The sequence below is a fragment of the Intrasporangium zincisolvens genome, assembly GCF_034724055.1.
Lineage (GTDB): Bacteria > Actinomycetota > Actinomycetes > Actinomycetales > Dermatophilaceae > Monashia > Monashia zincisolvens.
Map to the genome: position 1 here is coordinate 125,520 of NZ_JAWIIL010000006.1, position 16,342 is coordinate 141,861.

14 protein-coding genes are annotated in these 16,342 nt (G+C 73.0%); 11 read left to right on the plus strand and 3 right to left on the minus strand.

Translation table 11 applies throughout. The annotated features are described in order from the left end of the window. Positions 1-95 precede the first annotated feature (95 nt). Together RY076_RS16590 and RY076_RS16595 are read right to left on the minus strand one after the other, a co-directional pair. Complete coding sequence (locus RY076_RS16590; protein WP_323100043.1) at positions 96-1,091, minus strand: CDP-alcohol phosphatidyltransferase family protein; 996 nt, start codon at positions 1,089-1,091, stop codon at positions 96-98. Further along, positions 1,088-1,795, minus strand: a complete 708-nt coding sequence (locus RY076_RS16595) for a phosphatidylserine decarboxylase (RefSeq protein ID WP_323100045.1) — start codon at positions 1,793-1,795, stop codon at positions 1,088-1,090. Before RY076_RS16595 ends, RY076_RS16590 begins: the two co-directional genes overlap by 4 nt. A gap of 198 nt (positions 1,796-1,993) precedes the next feature. Between RY076_RS16595 and RY076_RS16600 the strand changes: the two genes are divergently transcribed. The 5 genes from RY076_RS16600 to RY076_RS16620 all read left to right on the plus strand — a co-directional run bounded on the left by RY076_RS16600 (position 1,994) and on the right by RY076_RS16620 (position 6,170). Beyond that, complete coding sequence (locus RY076_RS16600) at positions 1,994-2,704, plus strand: ABC transporter ATP-binding protein (RefSeq protein ID WP_323100047.1); 711 nt, start codon at positions 1,994-1,996, stop codon at positions 2,702-2,704. Continuing rightward, positions 2,701-3,501: an ABC transporter permease gene (locus tag RY076_RS16605; protein WP_323100049.1), complete on the plus strand. Its 801-nt coding sequence runs from the start codon at positions 2,701-2,703 to the stop codon at positions 3,499-3,501. Before RY076_RS16600 ends, RY076_RS16605 begins: the two co-directional genes overlap by 4 nt. A gap of 93 nt (positions 3,502-3,594) precedes the next feature. Then, positions 3,595-4,077 (plus strand): DUF2231 domain-containing protein, encoded by a 483-nt coding sequence (locus RY076_RS16610; RefSeq protein ID WP_323100051.1) that lies wholly within the window; start codon positions 3,595-3,597, stop codon positions 4,075-4,077. Between the two features lie 68 nt (positions 4,078-4,145). Further along, positions 4,146-5,114, plus strand: a complete 969-nt coding sequence (locus RY076_RS16615; protein ID WP_323100052.1) for a COX15/CtaA family protein — start codon at positions 4,146-4,148, stop codon at positions 5,112-5,114. Between the two features lie 33 nt (positions 5,115-5,147). Then, positions 5,148-6,170: an NUDIX hydrolase gene (locus RY076_RS16620; RefSeq protein ID WP_323100054.1), complete on the plus strand. Its 1,023-nt coding sequence runs from the start codon at positions 5,148-5,150 to the stop codon at positions 6,168-6,170. A 49-nt stretch (positions 6,171-6,219) separates the two neighbouring features. Here the strand turns inward: RY076_RS16620 and RY076_RS16625 are convergent, their stop codons facing one another. After that, positions 6,220-7,194, minus strand: coding sequence for a heme o synthase (locus RY076_RS16625; protein WP_413785791.1), 975 nt, complete (start codon positions 7,192-7,194; stop codon positions 6,220-6,222). Between the two features lie 290 nt (positions 7,195-7,484). On the opposite strand from RY076_RS16625, the gene tkt reads away from it, so the two are divergent. The 6 genes from tkt to pgl all read left to right on the plus strand — a co-directional run bounded on the left by tkt (position 7,485) and on the right by pgl (position 16,313). Beyond that, positions 7,485-9,812 (plus strand): transketolase, encoded by a 2,328-nt coding sequence (gene tkt, locus RY076_RS16630; RefSeq protein ID WP_323100057.1) that lies wholly within the window; start codon positions 7,485-7,487, stop codon positions 9,810-9,812. A 61-nt stretch (positions 9,813-9,873) separates the two neighbouring features. Beyond that, positions 9,874-10,986, plus strand: coding sequence for a transaldolase (gene tal, locus RY076_RS16635; RefSeq protein WP_323100059.1), 1,113 nt, complete (start codon positions 9,874-9,876; stop codon positions 10,984-10,986). Further along, positions 10,983-12,677 carry a glucose-6-phosphate isomerase gene (locus tag RY076_RS16640; protein WP_323100061.1) on the plus strand — a complete coding sequence of 565 codons (1,695 nt, stop codon included), beginning with the start codon at positions 10,983-10,985 and terminating at the stop codon, positions 12,675-12,677. The genes tal and RY076_RS16640 overlap by 4 nt, the downstream gene beginning before the upstream one ends. Then, positions 12,674-14,215: a glucose-6-phosphate dehydrogenase gene (zwf, locus tag RY076_RS16645; protein WP_323100062.1), complete on the plus strand. Its 1,542-nt coding sequence runs from the start codon at positions 12,674-12,676 to the stop codon at positions 14,213-14,215. The genes RY076_RS16640 and zwf overlap by 4 nt, the downstream gene beginning before the upstream one ends. After that, a complete protein-coding gene (gene opcA / locus RY076_RS16650; RefSeq protein ID WP_323100064.1) occupies positions 14,212-15,582 on the plus strand; it encodes a glucose-6-phosphate dehydrogenase assembly protein OpcA in 1,371 nt (456 codons plus the stop codon). Before zwf ends, opcA begins: the two co-directional genes overlap by 4 nt. After that, a complete protein-coding gene (gene pgl, locus RY076_RS16655) occupies positions 15,579-16,313 on the plus strand; it encodes a 6-phosphogluconolactonase (RefSeq protein WP_323100065.1) in 735 nt (244 codons plus the stop codon). Before opcA ends, pgl begins: the two co-directional genes overlap by 4 nt. Positions 16,314-16,342 lie beyond the last annotated feature (29 nt).

Sequence of the window (16,342 nt, forward strand, 5' to 3'; positions counted from 1 at the left end):
GAGTTCCAGTTAGGCCCCCCTAACCGGACGACCGGGGCCTTCCGGGCCTCGCCACCGGGGCCTCACGACGCGTCACGAGCGCCTCCCGAGGCCCCTCACTCCTCCTCGTCGCGCTCCCGGCGCTCGGCGGCGTCCTCCTCCTCGTCCTCGCCGTAGCCATCGTCGCCGTACGCATCGTCGTAGGAGTCGGCGTCCTCCTCGGGCGTCGGCTCCGGCGGCATGATGACCGAGGGCAGCTTGGTGCGGGGTGGGGCGACGGCGGACGGGCCGAACCAGCGACGCCGCAGCGGGGCCGTCACCCAGCCGAGCGGGCAGGTGAGGACGTAGCCGTAGGCCACGACCATGCCCGTGGCGCCGGGGAAGAAGATGAGCCCGAGCACGAGGAGCACGCCGAGCGGGACCGAGATGCGCAGGTGCCGCGGCGAGAGCAGGTCGCGGAACGAGCGGAACCGGAACGAGGACGCCATGAGGGCCGCGGGCACGACGCCGGCGGCGATGGGCAGCAGCGGCGCCCAGTCGTAGAGCGGGTCGCCGATCGCCATGACCGTGGCGATGACGACGCCGGCGGCCCCGGGACTGGCCAGCCCGACGAAGTACCGCTTGTCGGCGAGCGGGTCGATGGTGACGTTGAAACGGGCCAGGCGGTAGGCCGCGCACGCGAGCCAGAACATCGCCCCCGCCCACGCCCACACGGGGTGCGCCGGCAGCGCCCACGTGTACACGAGCACCGCGGGAGCGATGCCGAAGGAGATGAGGTCGGCCAGCGAGTCGAACTGCAGGCCGAACGGCGTGATCGCCCCGACGGCACGGGCCACGGCGCCGTCGCAGATGTCGAGGACGATCGAGATGCCGATGAGCACGGCGGCCGCGCGGAACCGGCCCTGGAACGAGAGCAGCACCGCCGAGAAGCCGCACAGCATGTTGCCGAGCGTGAAGAGGCTCGGCAGGACGGCCCGGGCCCGCACGCGCGGGTTGAGCCGGCTCCACGGGACGACGCGCGCACCGGTGGCCGAGACGAGCCTGATGCCGCGGGTGACGCGGCCGCCACGGCGGGGGCGGCGCTGCGACTCGGCCGCGGGATCGCCGCTCACGAGGCGTCCGTCGCGGTCGTCACGGCAGCGCCGTTCGCGCCGTCGGCGTCGGCGGCCGGGAATCGGCCGAGGACGGTCTCACCGCCGATGGCCCGCTTGCCCTTGCTCACCTCGAGCACCACCTCCGGCGGCACGAAGACGTCCATCCGCGACCCGAACTTCATCAGCCCCATCCGGGCTCCGGTCGGCACGTCCTCGCCCGGGGCGATGCGCGTGACGATGCGTCGGGCGAGCTGGCCGACGAGCTGGCGGTAGACGACGCGTCGGACGGTCCCGGCGACCTCGCGCTCGACGACGATCTCGCTGCGCTCGTTCTTCGTGGCGCTCTCGGCGCGGTAGGCGGCCAGGAAGCGCCCGGGGGTGTGCGTGACGTCGACGACGCGTCCGCCGTAGGGAGACCGGTTCATGTGCACGTCGAGCAGCGACAGGAAGATGCTCACCTGCTGCCACTGCCCCGGCGGGGCGATGCCCGGCTGCGGCTCGCCGACGTGCATGACGATGCCGTCGGCGGGGGCGAGCACGACGTCGGGGTCGGTGACCGGCGTCGCGTCCGGGGTGCGGTCGGGGTCGCGGAAGAAGAGGGTGACGCCTGCGGTGAGCAGGCCGAGGGCGAGGGTCGTCCGGGGCTTGCGGGCGAGTGCCGCGACGACGGTGGGCACCGCGGCCATGGCGGTGAACGGTCGGGCGGCGGGGTCGATCTTCACGGGGGTGGGTCTCCGGCTTCTCGGGTCTCGGCGTCGTGGTGGTGCGATGAGGGGTGCGAGGGGTCGGCGGGACGGTACTGCCTCGCCGCGTCCGGTGCAGGTCGGCGCAGGCCGGCGCGGCTGGGTGCGGCTAGGTGAGGCTTAGTGAGGCCGGTGCGGTGACGGACCGTCCCGGCACCGAGCCTAGACTCATCAGCCATGACCGCAGCGGTGACACTGACCGGCCTGCACCGCTCGTTCGGTGACGTCGCCGCCCTCGACGGCCTCTCGTGGAGCGCCCCTGCCGGCCTCGTCACCGCCGTCCTCGGCCCCAACGGCGCCGGCAAGACGACCGCGATCGAGTGCGCCGTCGGCCTCGGCCGGCCCGACTCCGGAGAGGCGCGAGTGCTCGACGTCGACCCCTGGCAGGCGGGGGCGGACCACCGGGCCCGCGTCGGCGTCATGCTCCAGTCCGGCGGCCTGCCCAACGGCACCAGACCGATGCGCCTGCTGCGCCACCTGGCCCGCTTCTACGCCGAACCGGCCGACGTCGACGAGCTGGCCCGGCTGCTCGGCATCACCGACTTCGCCGGCACGACCGTGCGCCGCCTCTCCGGCGGGCAGAAGCAGCGCCTGGCCCTCGCGGCAGCGCTGCTCCCCCGCCCCGACGTCCTCTTCCTCGACGAGCCTGCTGCAGGCCTCGACCCCCACGGGCGCCTCGATGTCTGGGACCTCGTGGCCGGGCAGCGCGACGCCGGGGTCACGGTCGTCGTCACTACGCACTCGTTCGAGGAGGCCGAGCGCCTCGCCGACCACCTCGTCATCATGAACGCCGGGCGCACCGTCGCCGAGGGCACCCCGGCGGAGGTCGCCGGCGAGCGCTCGCTCGAGGACGTCTACTTCAGCCTGACCCGCAAGGGAGCCGCATGACCGCCGCACCGACTCCCGCGCCGTCCCCGGCCGGCCGCGCGACCGGGAGCGGCCGCGGCGCCGCGCCCGCCCGGGAGCGGGTCCTGGCCCAGGCCTCGTTCGAGGTCGGCAGCCTGCTGCGCAACGGCGAGCAGCTGCTCGTGTCCCTCGTCCTGCCGGCCCTCGCCCTCGTCGGGCTCAGCATGACGAGCGCCCCCTCCCTCGGCGACGGGCGTCGGATCGACCTCGCGGTCCCGGGCGTCCTCGCCCTCTGCGTCGTGTCGGCGGCCTTCACGGCCCAGGCCATCTCCACCGGGTTCGACCGCCGCTACGGCGTGCTGCGCTACCTCGGCGTGACACCGCTCGGTCGGAGCGGCCTCGTCGTCGCCAAGGCGGTGGCGACCCTCGCCGTCGTGGCCGTGCAGCTCGTCGTCATGGCGGGGCTCGGGCTCGTCCTCGGCTGGCAGCCCGCGGCCGGCGGCGTCGTGTGGGCGCTCGTGTTCGTCGTCGTCGGCACCTGGGCCTTCGTCGCGCTCGCGATGCTGCTCGCGGGGACGCTGCGCGCCGAGGCGGTCCTCGCGCTGGCCAACCTCGTGTGGGTGCTCCTGCTCGGTCTGGGCGGGGTCATCGTGCCGCGCAGCGAGCTGCCCGCCGGGCTCTCGCACGTCGCGGCGGTGCTGCCCTCGGCCGGCCTCGCCGACGGGCTCCGGTCGGCGCTCGTGCACGGCTCGCTGAACCTCCCGGCCCTGCTCGTCGTCCTCGGGTGGGGCGTCGTCGCGACCGTGCTCGCTGCGCGCTTCTTCCGTTTCGACGACTGACCGTCCCGGACGCCGCGCCACCGCGAGCCCCTGCGGGACACTGAGCGCACCGGGGCCCACCGCGTCAACCGGGTCCCCGGAGGAGAGGCGACCGTGTTCGACTACATCTTCGGGCTGCCGATGCACGCCCTCGTCATCCACGCCGTGGTCGTGTTCGTGCCGCTGTCGGCGCTCGCGGCCGTCGGCTACGCGGTGCGCCCTCGGTGGCGACGCGTCCTGCGCTGGCCGACGGCCGTCGGGGCCGTGATCTCCGGGGGTTCGGCGTTCGTGGCCGCCGAGAGCGGCGAGCAGCTGCTCCGACGCGTCTCGGCGGTGCGCCCGGGCACGACCGACTTCGCACTGCTGGCCCAGCACCAGACGTGGGGTGACCGCGCCAAGGTCGTCGGCTTCCTCTTCATGGTGCTGACGCTCGCGCTCGTGTGGTTCGTGCGCCCGCCCGAGGAGCAGTCCACCCGGTCCCGCCCCATCGACACCGTCCTGTCGGTCCTCGCCGTCGTCGCCGCGGCGGCGGCCACCACCACGGTCGTCCTCGCCGGGCACGCCGGCTCGGCGGCCGTCTGGCACGGCCTGGGCTGAGGTCGGCGGGCGAGGGCGAAGGCGAGGGCGATTCCGGCCCGGCGGGCTCCTGCCCGTACCCTCGTGTCGTGTCGACGCCCGTGTTCGCCCCTGCACCCTCGACGGAGGCCCCCACCGGGTTGTCCCGGCTGCTGACGCGGCTGCGCGTCCCGGCCGCGCCCCAGCGGTGGGTGATGCCGCTGCTCGTCGCGAACCTCGTCGGCGAGATCGGCATCGTGGCCACGGGCGGCATCGTGCGCCTCACCGGCAGCGGCCTCGGCTGCTCGACGTGGCCCGAGTGCCAGCCGGGCTCCTTCACCCCGGTCCGCACGCCGGCGAGCTCGTTCCACGACCTCGTCGAGTTCGGCAACCGCACGCTGACGTTCGTCGTGACCGTCCTCGCGCTCGTCGCCGTCTGGGTCGTCGCGACGCACTGGCCGCAGCGTCGACGCCTGCAGGCCGTCGCCGTCGGGGTCCTCGCGGGCATCCCGGCCCAGGCGGTCCTCGGCGGCATCACGGTGCTCACCGGCCTCAACCCGTGGACCGTCATGTCGCACTTCCTCCTGTCGATGGCGCTCGTCGCGCTCTCGACGGCCCTCGTGCGCGGTGCCCTCGACGAGCAGGACGGTCCGGGCGAGGTGCTCGTGCACCCGCTGGCCCGACGCGTCGCGCACCTCACGGCCGCCGTCGGCGTGGTCGTGCTCGTCCTCGGCACGATCGTCACGGGTTCGGGCCCGCACTCCGGCGACGCCGACCGACCGGCACGTACCGGCTTCGACCCGCGCTTCGTCTCGTGGATGCACGCCGACGCCGTCATGCTCTTCTGCGGCCTCGTCGTGGCGACGCTCGTGGCGGTACGCATCACGGCGACGACCGACCGCGCCCGCCGCTCCTTCGACCTCGTCCTCGTCGTGACGCTGCTGCAGGGGCTCATCGGCTACGTGCAGTACTTCACCGGCCTGCCCGAGCTGCTCGTGCTGCTCCACATGATCGGCGCCGCGCTGCTCGCGACGGCACTCACGTGGGGCGTCCTGTCGACGCGCCGCTCCCCCGTCTGACCGACGGCGCCCGGCGCTGCCTAGGCTGGGCGCGTGAGCGAGCAGCCGACCCTGCGTGACGGCGACCTCGTGCTGCGGCCCTGGCGGGCCGAGGACAGCGAGGTCACCCGCCTGCTGCACGACGCCGAGATCGCCCACTGGTTCGACTTCCCCGACGTCGTGCCGCCCGCCGACGAGCACCTCGAGTGGATCGGGCGCACCCACGACGAGTGGGCCGACGACCGGGCCAAGGCGACCTTCCTCGTCGAGTGGCGCGGCCACCCTGCGGGCTCGGTCGACGTGCGCCGCTCCGAGCCCGGCGTCGGCGTCCTGTCGTGGCTCGTCTACGCGCCGTCGCGCGGGCAGGGCCTGGCCTGGCGCGCCGTGCGCCTGCTCGTCGCGTGGGCCTTCGCCGAGCTCGGCCTCGAACGCGTCGAGGCCCACGTCAACCCGGCCAACCGCGCGTCGTTGCGGACGGCCCTGCGCGCCGGACTGCTCCGCGAGGGGCTGCTGCGGGGCAACGCGACGCTCGGCGGCGCCCGCACCGACACCGTCGTGCTCGGCCGCCGCCGCGACGACCCGGCACCCGACAGCCACGACGGCTTCACCGCGATGCTCGACTCCACGCTGCCGACCAAGCGCGCCATCGCCCAGGGGGTGCTCCGCTCTCCCGAGGGCCGGCTCCTGCTCCTCGAGCTCGTCTACAAGCGCGAGTGGGACCTGCCCGGCGGCGTCGTCGACCGGCACGAGTCGCCTGCGGCCTGCGTCGTGCGCGAGCTGCGCGAGGAGCTCGCCCTCGACGTCACCGTGCGCTCGCTGCTCGCCGTCAACTGGCTGCCCGCCCTGCACGGCTGGGCCGACGCCACGGTCTTCGTCTTCGACCTCGGCACGCTGGACCCTGGCGTCCTCGACCCGGCCCGGTTGCAGCGTCGGGAGGTCGCCGCCGTGCACTGGACCGAGCCGCACGAGTGGGCCGGACGCGTCGCCCCGTACAACCGACGCCTGCTCGAGGTCGTCGCCGGCCTCGGAGGCGACGCCCCGACGGTCTACCTCGAGGACGGCACGCCGACCCTCTGATTGACCCTCTGACTGACCCTCTGACGCGGCGACGACGCCAGGGACGCGCTCAGCGCAGGAACGGCAGCGGCAGGTGCCAGATGGGATCGAGCGCGACGCCGACGAAGAGCAGCGTCAGGTACGTGATGGAGAAGTGGAACAGGCGCATCGGCTTGAGCGCGTCCTGGGCGACGCCGGCGCGTGCGCGCGCCAGCAGACGGTGCGCCTCGGTGAGGAACAGGACGCCGGAGACGAGCGCCGCCACCGTGTAGACCCATCCGACGCGCTGGACCGGGATGAGGGCCAGCGAGGTGAGGACCATCGCCCACGAGTAGACGACGACCTGCCTGGCCACCACGACGAACCGCTCGACGACGGGCAGCATCGGCACGTGCGCGGCGGTGTAGTCGTCCTTGTAGCGCATCGACAGCGGCCAGTAGTGCGGCGGCGTCCAGAAGAAGATGACGAGGAAGAGGATGAACGCCGACCAGCTGACGGTGCCGGTGACGGCCGACCAGCCGATGAGGACCGGCATGCAACCGGCCGCGCCGCCCCACACGATGTTCTGGGCGGTGCGTCGCTTGAGCAGCAGCGTGTAGCCGAAGACGTAGAACAGCAGCGCCGCGAGCGCGAGGCCGGAGCTCAGCCAGTTGACGAGCAGCCCGAGCCAGAGCGTCGACCCGACGGTGAGGGCCACGCCGAAGACCAGCGCTCCCCGGGGGGAGATCGTGCCGGTGACGAGCGGGCGGCGGCTCGTGCGGTGCATGACGGCGTCGATGTCGCGGTCGATGTAGCAGTTGAGCGTGTTCGCCGCGCCGGCCGACAGCGTGCCGCCGACGACGGTCGCGACGACGAGCCAGAGGTTCGGCACGCCCTGCTGCGCGAGGAACATGACGGGGATCGTCGTGATGAGGAGCAGCTCGATGATCCGCGGCTTCATCAGGGAGACGTACTGCCCGACGAGGAACTTCACCCCACTGCCGTCCGGACCGTGCAACGCCGACAGGTCGGCGCGGGGGTCCACCGTTGTCACTGAGATCCTCACCGCTGGTTCGTCGCTCCGACCACCGGGTACGACCCACGGCGTACAGAGCATTGCGCGGCAAGTCTAGACCGTCGCCAGACCGGCGAGACACCGCACCGTCCCTTCACCGACGCGCCACGTGCCGCGCCGGAACGGAGCCCGGCTCCCCTGCCAGCAGACCCTCCTCGGGAGCCCGCCCGGGCCGTGCGGCACCACGCGTGACCACGGGACGGGCGTGGTGTCGTCGCTCACACGGGCGGGACTAGGCTCGTGCCGTTACGCGATCCACCTCGTCCGAAGGAGACCGGTCCGTGTCCAGCACCGCCACGAAGGCGAAGAATCCCACCCGTTCGAGGTCGACGAAGAGCACCAAGGACCTGCTGGCACAACGAGACCCGGGCCTCCCCCGCCCTGTCGCAAAGAAGGCTGGCTGGAGCGACCTCGACGTCCGCGCCGTCGACACGACGCGTCTGCTCGCCGCCGACGCGGTGCAGAGGGTCGGCAACGGCCACCCGGGCACGGCCATGTCGCTGGCCCCGCTGGCCTACCTGCTCTACCAGAACGTCATGACCCACGACCCGTCCGACCCGTCGTGGCTCGGCCGCGACCGCTTCGTCCTGTCGTGCGGCCACTCGAGCCTGACGCAGTACATCCAGCTCTACCTGTCCGGCTACGGCCTGTCGCTCGACGACCTCAAGGCGCTGCGCACGTGGGGCTCCCAGACGCCCGGCCACCCCGAGGTCCACCACACCAAGGGTGTCGAGATCACGACCGGCCCGCTCGGTTCCGGCCTCGCCTCGGCCGTCGGCATGGCCATGGCGCAGCGCCGCCAGCGGGGCCTCTTCGACCCCGACGCCAAGCCCGGCACGAGCCCCTTCGACCACCACGTCTACGTCGTCGCCTCCGACGGCGACATGCAGGAGGGCGTCAGCCACGAGGCGTGCGCCCTCGCCGGCCACCAGGAGCTCGGCAACCTCACCGTCGTCTACGACGCCAACCAGATCTCCATCGAGGACGACACCGACATCGCCTTCAGCGAGGACGTCGCCGCGCGGTTCGAGGCCTATGGCTGGCACGTCGCCCAAGTCGACTGGCGCAAGGACGCCGACGGTGCCACCTACGTCGAGGACGTCGACGCCCTCCTCGCCGCGATCAAGAGCGGCGAGAAGGTGCGCGACAAGCCGACGCTCGTCGTGCTCCACACCATCATCGCGTGGCCCGCGCCGACGAAGCAGAACACCGGCAAGTCCCACGGCTCGGCCCTCGGCGACGCCGAGATCGGTGCGACCAAGGAGCTGCTCGGCTTCGACCCGAAGAAGGACTTCACCGTCGAGCCCGCCGTCCTCAAGCACGCCCGCGACGTCGGCAAGCGCGGCAAGGCCGCCCACCGCGAGTGGGACAAGGGCTTCAAGGCGTGGCGCAAGGCCAACCCCGACCGCGCAGCGCTGCTCGACCGCATCCTCGCCAAGGAGGCCCCGAAGGGTCTCAAGCGCGCCCTGCCGACGTTCCCGGCCGACGCCAAGGGCGTCGCGACGCGGGCCGCGTCCGGCAAGGTGCTCGGCGCCCTCGCCGACGTCATGCCCGAGCTGTGGGGCGGCTCGGCCGACCTCGCCGAGTCGAACAACACGACGATGGAGGGCCAGCCCTCCTTCATCCCCAGCGGCAAGCAGACCCGCGAGTGGAAGGGCGGCCCGTACGGCCGCACGCTCCACTTCGGCATCCGCGAGAACGGGATGGGCATGATCCTCAACGGGATCGCGCTCGAGGGGCTGACGCGTCCCTACGGCGGCACCTTCCTCGTCTTCTCCGACTACATGCGCCCGGCCGTGCGCCTCGCCGCCATCCAGCAGGCACCGGTCACCTACGTGTGGACGCACGACTCCATCGGCCTCGGCGAGGACGGCCCGACCCACCAGCCGATCGAGCACCTCGCCGCGCTCCGCGCCATCCCGGGCCTCGACGTCGTCCGGCCGGCCGACGCCAACGAGACCGCGGCCGCATGGGCGCAGATCCTCACCAAGACCGACGGTCCCGCCGCGATGTGCCTGACGCGCCAGGCCGTCCCGACGTGGGACCGCACGAAGTACGGCAATGCCAGCGGCGTCGCCAAGGGCGCCTACGTCCTCGTCGAGGAGTCGCGTGCGGGCGACCCCGACGTCATCCTCATCGCCACCGGCTCCGAGGTGCAGCTCGCGGTCGAGGCCGCCGAGAAGCTCGAGAAGTCGAAGGTCTCGACCCGCGTGGTGTCGATGCCCTGCCGGGAATGGTTCGAGAAGCAGAGCCGTTCCTACCAGGACAAGGTGCTGCCCCCCGCGGTTCGCGCGCGCGTCAGCGTCGAGGCCGGGGTGTCGATGGGCTGGCACGACCTCGTCGGCGACGCCGGCCGGATCGTCAGCATCGAGCACTTCGGTGCCTCGGCCGACTACCAGACGCTCTTCCGCGAGTTCGGCATCACCGCCGACGCCGTCGTCAAGGCCGCCAAGGACTCCCTCAAGGCCGCCGGCGGCACGGTCGGTTCCGGCCGCACCGCCCCGCGCATCACCGAGACCAACCCGGCCCGCGCGGAGCAGAGCGCCGCCACCGACGTCATGGGCACCGACGTGGCCTCCGGCGCGGCTGCCGCGTCGGCCCAGGCCTGACCGCCGGCCCCGGCCCGCCGACCTGACCCCACCTGACTTCCACGAGAAGGGGACACCCATCATGACCAACCCGAACACCCAGGCCCTCTCCGACGCCGGCGTCTCGATCTGGCTCGACGACCTCTCCCGCGAGCTCCTCGAGACCGGCAGGATCTCCGAGCTCATCACCGAGCGGAACGTCGTCGGCGTCACCTCCAACCCGTCGATCTTCCAGGCGGCCCTGTCGAAGGGCGAGCGCTACAACGAGGACCTCGCCGCGCTGACGAACGCCGGCAAGGACGTCGACGAGGTCGTGCACGAGCTGACGACGTCGGACGTGCGCAGCGCCTGCGACCTCTTCCTCCCGCTCTACGAGTCGAGCAAGGGCGTCGACGGCCGGGTCTCCATCGAGGTCGACCCGCGCCTCGCGCACGACACCGACAAGACCGTCGAGCAGGCCAAGCAGCTGTACGGCGACGTCGACCGGCCGAACGTCCTCATCAAGATCCCGGCCACCAAGGCCGGCCTGCCGGCCATCACGGCCGGCATCGCCGAGGGCATCAGCGTCAACGTGACGCTCATCTTCTCCCTCGAGCGCTACCGCGCCGTCATGAACGCCTACCTCGAGGGTCTCGAGAAGGCGCAGGCGAACGGCCACGACCTGAGCACGCTCCACTCGGTCGCCTCGTTCTTCGTCTCGCGCGTCGACACCGAGATCGACAAGCGCCTCGACGCCATCGGCACCGACACGGCCAGGGGCCTGCGCGGCAAGGCCGGCCTGGCCAACGCCCGCCTCGCCTACCAGGCATTCGAGGAGGTCTTCTCGACGCCGCGCTGGGGCACGCTCGCCGACGCCGGCGCCAACGTCCAGCGCCCGCTGTGGGCCTCGACCGGCGTCAAGGACCCCGCCTACCCCGACACGATGTACGTCGACCAGCTCGTCGCGGCCGACGTCGTCAACACGATGCCGGGCAAGACGCTCGAGGCCACCGCTGACCACGCCGACATCCACGGCGACACCGTCACCGGCGCCTACGAGGAGGCCTCCGACGTGCTCGACCAGCTCGACGGCGTCGGCGTCTCCTACACCGAGGTCGTCGACCTGCTCGAGGAGGAGGGCGTCGACAAGTTCGAGAAGTCCTGGGGCGAGCTGCTCGACGGCGTCCGCGCCGAGATGGACAAGGTCCGGGCATGAGCTCGATCTCCGTCACCGCGTCCGGCGCGGCGGCCGAGGCCATCGCCGGCCACGTCGGCACGCTCGTGGCCGACCGGGTCGCGAGCCGGCTCTTCGAGCAGGACAGCACGCTCTGGGGCGAGGCCGCCGAGTCCGAGGCCGGCATCCGCCTCTCCTGGACCGGGCTGGCCCGCTCCTCGCGCCCGCTCGTCGGCGAGATCGCCGCCCTGCGTGGGCAGCTCACCGACCAGGGCCTGACGCACGTCGTCCTCTGCGGGATGGGCGGCAGCTCCCTCGCACCCGAGGTCATCTGCGCGACGGCAGGCAAGGACCTCGTGGTCCTCGACTCGTCCGACCCCGACTACGTGCGCCGGGCCCTCGGCGACGACCTCGCGCACACCGTCGTCGTCGTGTCGAGCAAGTCCGGCTCCACCGTCGAGACCGACTCGCAGCGCCGGGCCTACGAGCAGGCGTTCACCGACGCCGGCATCGACCCCGCGGAGCGCATCGTCGTCGTCACCGACCCCGGCAGCCCTCTCGACGGCGAGGCCCGAGAGAAGGGCTACCGGGTCGTCAACGCCGACCCGAACGTCGGCGGACGCTACTCGGCGCTCACCGCGTTCGGCCTCGTGCCGAGCGGCCTGGCCGGCGTCGACGTCGAGGCCCTCCTCGACGAGGCCGACTCGGTCGCCGACCTGCTCGCCGCCGACGACGACGCCAACCCCGGCCTGCGCCTCGGCGCGGCCATGGGCGGCACGTCGCCGCTGCGCGACAAGCTCGTGCTCGTCGACGACGGCTCCGGCATCGTCGGTTTCGCCGACTGGGCCGAGCAGCTCATCGCCGAGTCCACCGGCAAGGACGGCACCGGCGTGCTGCCGGTCGTCGTGGCCGGCGACGACGACCCGGAGGTTCGCTGGCCGGCCGCCGACGTCACCGTCGCCCGACTCGTGGCCGACGATGACGACGGCGACCCCTCGGCGGGTCCGGCTGCGGCGCAAGGCGGTTCGGAGGTCCGCGTCAGCGGCTCGCTCGGTGCCCAGCTGCTGCTCTGGGAGGTCGCCACGGCGGTCGCCGGGCGGCTCCTCGGCATCAACCCCTTCGACCAGCCCGACGTCGAGAGCGCCAAGAAGGCCGCCCGTGCCCTGCTCGACCAGGGTGCCGCCCAGGCCGACGCACCGGCGGCCACCGACGGCGCCGTCGAGATCCGCGCGGTCGGCGGCGGTGACGGCGCGTGGCTCGGCGACGCGTCCACCGTGCCCGCCGCGCTCGACGCGCTCTTCGGCCGGCTCGACCCCGAGCACGGCTACGTCGCGGTCATGGCCTACCTCGACCGGCTCGGCGACGCCGACCTGGCCGACACCCGCGCTGCACTCGCCCGCCGCACCGAGCGTCCGACGACGTTCGGCTGGGGCCCGCGCTTCCTCCACTCGACCGGCCAGTTCCACAAGGGTGGCCCCGCGGTCGGCGTCTACGTGCAGGTCACGTCGGCCCCGAAGCAGGACCTGCCGATCCCCGGCCGCGAGTTCACCTTCGGCGACTTCATCGCCTCCCAGGCCGGTGGCGACGCCGCCGTCCTCGCCGAGCACGACCGCCCGGTCCTGCGGCTGCACCTGACCGACCACGACGCCGGCCTCGCGCAGGTGCGCGATGCGCTCGCGCAGCAGTCCGGCACGTCCACCACCGAGTCCACCACCGAGGGAGGGAACGAGTGAGTCCGGCGCGAGTCGCCCACGGGCACAACCCGCTCCGCACGGCCGAGGACAAGCGCCTGCCCCGCATCGCGGGTCCGTGCGGCCTCGTCCTGTTCGGCGTCACGGGCGACCTCGCCCGCAAGAAGCTGATGCCCGCGATCTACGACCTCGCCAACCGCGGGCTGCTGCCGCCGGGCTTCTCGCTCGTCGGGTTCGCGCGCCGCGACTGGGCAACGCAGGACTTCGGCCAGGTCGTCCACGACGCCGTCAAGCAGCACGCCCGCACGCCCTTCAGCGAGGACGTGTGGCGCAACCTGTCCGAGGGCTTCCGGTTCGTGCCGGGCACCTTCGACGACCCGGCCGCCTTCGACCTGCTCGCCAGGACCGTCGAGGAGCTCGACCGCGACCGCGGCACCGGAGGCAACCACGCCTTCTACCTGTCGGTCCCGCCGTCGTTCTTCGCCCCGGTCTGCGAGCAGCTCGAGCGTTGCGGCCTGACCACGGCCGAGGGCGACAGCTGGCGGCGCGTCATCATCGAGAAGCCGTTCGGCCACGACCTCAAGAGCGCCCAGCAGCTCAACGAGATCGTCGAGGGCGTCTTCCCGCCCGACGCCGTCTTCCGCATCGACCACTACCTCGGCAAGGAGACGGTCCAGAACCTGCTGGCCCTCCGCTTCGCCAACCAGCTCTTCGAGCCGGTGTGGAACGCCAACTACGTCGACCACGTGCAGATCACGATGGCCGAGGACATCGGCATCGCCGGCCGCGCGGGCTACTACGACGGCATCGGTGCGGCGCGCGACGTCATCCAGAACCACCTGCTCCAGCTGCTGGCGCTGACGGCGATGGAGGAGCCGGTCTCCTTCGACGCCAAGGAGCTCCGCGCCGAGAAGGAGAAGGTCCTCTCGGCCGTGCGGCTGCCCGCCGACCTCGACACCCACTCGGCGCGCGGGCAGTACGCCGCGGGCTGGCAGGGCGCCGAGGAGGTCGTCGGCTACCTCGACGAGGACGGCGTCGACCAGGGGTCGACCACCGAGACGTTCGCCGCCGTGACGCTCGAGGTCGACACGCGTCGCTGGGCCGGGGTCCCGTTCTACCTGCGGGCCGGCAAGCGCCTCGGCAAGCGCGTCACCGAGATCGCGGTCGTGTTCAAGCGCGCCCCGCACCTGCCCTTCGAGCACACCGCCACGGAGGAGCTCGGCCAGAACGCCATCGTCATCCGGGTCCAGCCCGACGAAGGGGTCACGCTGCGGTTCGGCTCCAAGGTGCCGGGATCGCAGATGGAGGTGCGCGACGTGACGATGGACTTCGGCTACGGCTCGTCGTTCACCGAGGCGTCCCCGGAGGCCTACGAGCGGCTCATCCTCGACGTGCTGCTCGGCGACCCGCCGCTGTTCCCGCGGCACGAGGAGGTCGAACAGTCGTGGAAGATCCTCGACCCGCTCCTCGACCACTGGGCGAAGAACGGCAAGCCCGAGCAGTACCCCGCCGGCGCCTGGGGGCCGCGATCGGCCCACCAGATGCTCGAACGTGACGGACGCGTGTGGAGGATGCCGTGATCAGGGACCTGACCGACACCACGACCACCCAGATCAGCAAGACGCTGGTCCGGCTGCGCAACGAGGTCGGCGCCATGGCGCTCGGCCGCGTGCTGACGCTCGTCATGGTCGTCGAGGACACCGACGCCCAGGAGGCCATCGACGCGGCCAACCACGCCAGCCGGCAGCACCCGTGTCGCATCATCGTCGTCATCCCCGGGGAGCGCCGCGGCAAGAACCGCCTCGACGCGCAGATCCGCCTCGGTGGTGACGCCGGGGCCTCGGAGATCGTCGTGCTGCGCCTCTACGGTGCGCTCGCCGCACACGGCCCGAGCGTCGTCATGCCGCTCCTGCTGCCCGACTCCCCCATCGTCGCCTGGTGGCCCGGCAAGGCTCCCGACGACGTCGCCAAGGACCCCATCGGGGCCATGGCCCAGCGGCGCATCACCGACGCGGCCCTGCACCACAACCCGCGCCTGCTGCTCAAGAAGCGCGCCGCCGCCTACGCGCCCGGCGACACCGACCTGTCGTGGACGCGGCTGACGCACTGGCGCGGCCTGCTCGCGGCGGCGCTCGACCAGCCGCCGTACGAGCCGGTCACCGAGGCGGTCGTCAGCGGCGCCCCGGAGTCGCCGTCCTCGGACCTGCTCGCCGGGTGGCTGAGCCGGCGCCTCAAGGTGCCGGTCCGTCGCGTCTCGACGCCGCGGGGCTCGGGCATCGCCTCGGTTCGCCTCCAGCGGGCCAGCGGCCCGATCGACCTCGTCCGGCCGGGCGACGTCATCGCGACGCTGTCGCAGCCGGGTCAGCCCGACCGGCGGATCAGCCTGCCGCGCCGTGAGCTGCCCGAGTGCCTCGCCGACGAGCTGCGTCGCCTCGACCCCGACGAGGCCTACGCCGAGTCGCTGTGCCGCGGCATCCAGGACCTGCAGCCCGTGCGCCAGAGCGCGGCGGCAGCGGCCAAGGCCGGCAAGGCTCCCGACATCACCGAGGCACGGCGCCTCGCCGCCCGCCTCGGCCGGGACGGCTCGGCCCAGGACGCCAGCGCCATGATCACCGCTCCCCCGGCGCCGGAGCACGCCGAGACCGCGGACGTCCGGGCGGCCACGGTGCGCAAGCTCGCCGGCAAGCGCACCCCGCGCGAGAAGGAGACGGCCCGGGCGCGCAAGGCGGCAGCGACGAAGACCGCCACCAAGACCGCCACGAAGACCGCCGCCAAGACCACATCCAAGCCTGCGGCGAAGACCGCCACCACGACGAAGGCTGCCGCGACGAAGGCTGCCGCGACGAAGAAGGCGGCACCGAAGACGGCAGTGAGGACGACGGCGAAGAGGACGGCCGGCTCGCGGGCGACCGCGAAGCGCGCGGCGACGCGGAAGGCGTCGTCGTGACGGCCGACCCACGGGTCGTCGTACATCCGGACAAGCAGTCGCTCGCCGACGCCGCTGCGGCCCGTCTCGTCACGGCGCTCGTCGACGCCCAGACGCGCTCGCCGGAGGCCCAGGTGGCGCTGACGGGTGGGTCGATGGGGTCGGCGATCATCGCGTCGGTCGCCCGGGTCCCGGGACGGTCGGCCGTCGACTGGTCGCGCGTCCGGGTCTGGTGGGGCGACGAGCGCTACCTGCCGGCCGGCGACCCCGACCGCAACGACACCCAGAACGACGCCGCCGGGCTCACCGACCTCGGGCTCGACCCGGCGAAGGTGCACCGGGTGGCTGGGCCCGACGCGTCCGAGAGCGCCGAGGCCAGCGCCGAGGCGTACGGCGCGTCGATCCGTGAGTTCGGCCAGAAGGCCTGGGACGTCGTGCTGTTCGGCGTCGGCCCCGACGGCCACGTGGCCTCCCTCTTCCCGCACCATCCGGCGCAGCGGATCGAGGACGCCATCGCCGTGGCGGTCCACGACTCCCCCAAGCCGCCGCCGGACCGCGTCAGTCTGACGTTCGAGTGCTTCGAGCGCAGCCACGAGGTGTGGTTCCTCGTCGCCGGCCCCGACAAGGCCGACGCCGTTGCGGCCGCCCTGGCGCCCGGCGCCGACCACTGGGACGTCCCTGCGGCCGGCGTGCGCGGCACCGACGCGACGCTGTGGCTCCTCGACGGCGACGCCGCGTCGGCCCTCGCCTGAGCCGGGCCCCACGCGAGAAAGAGAAAGTG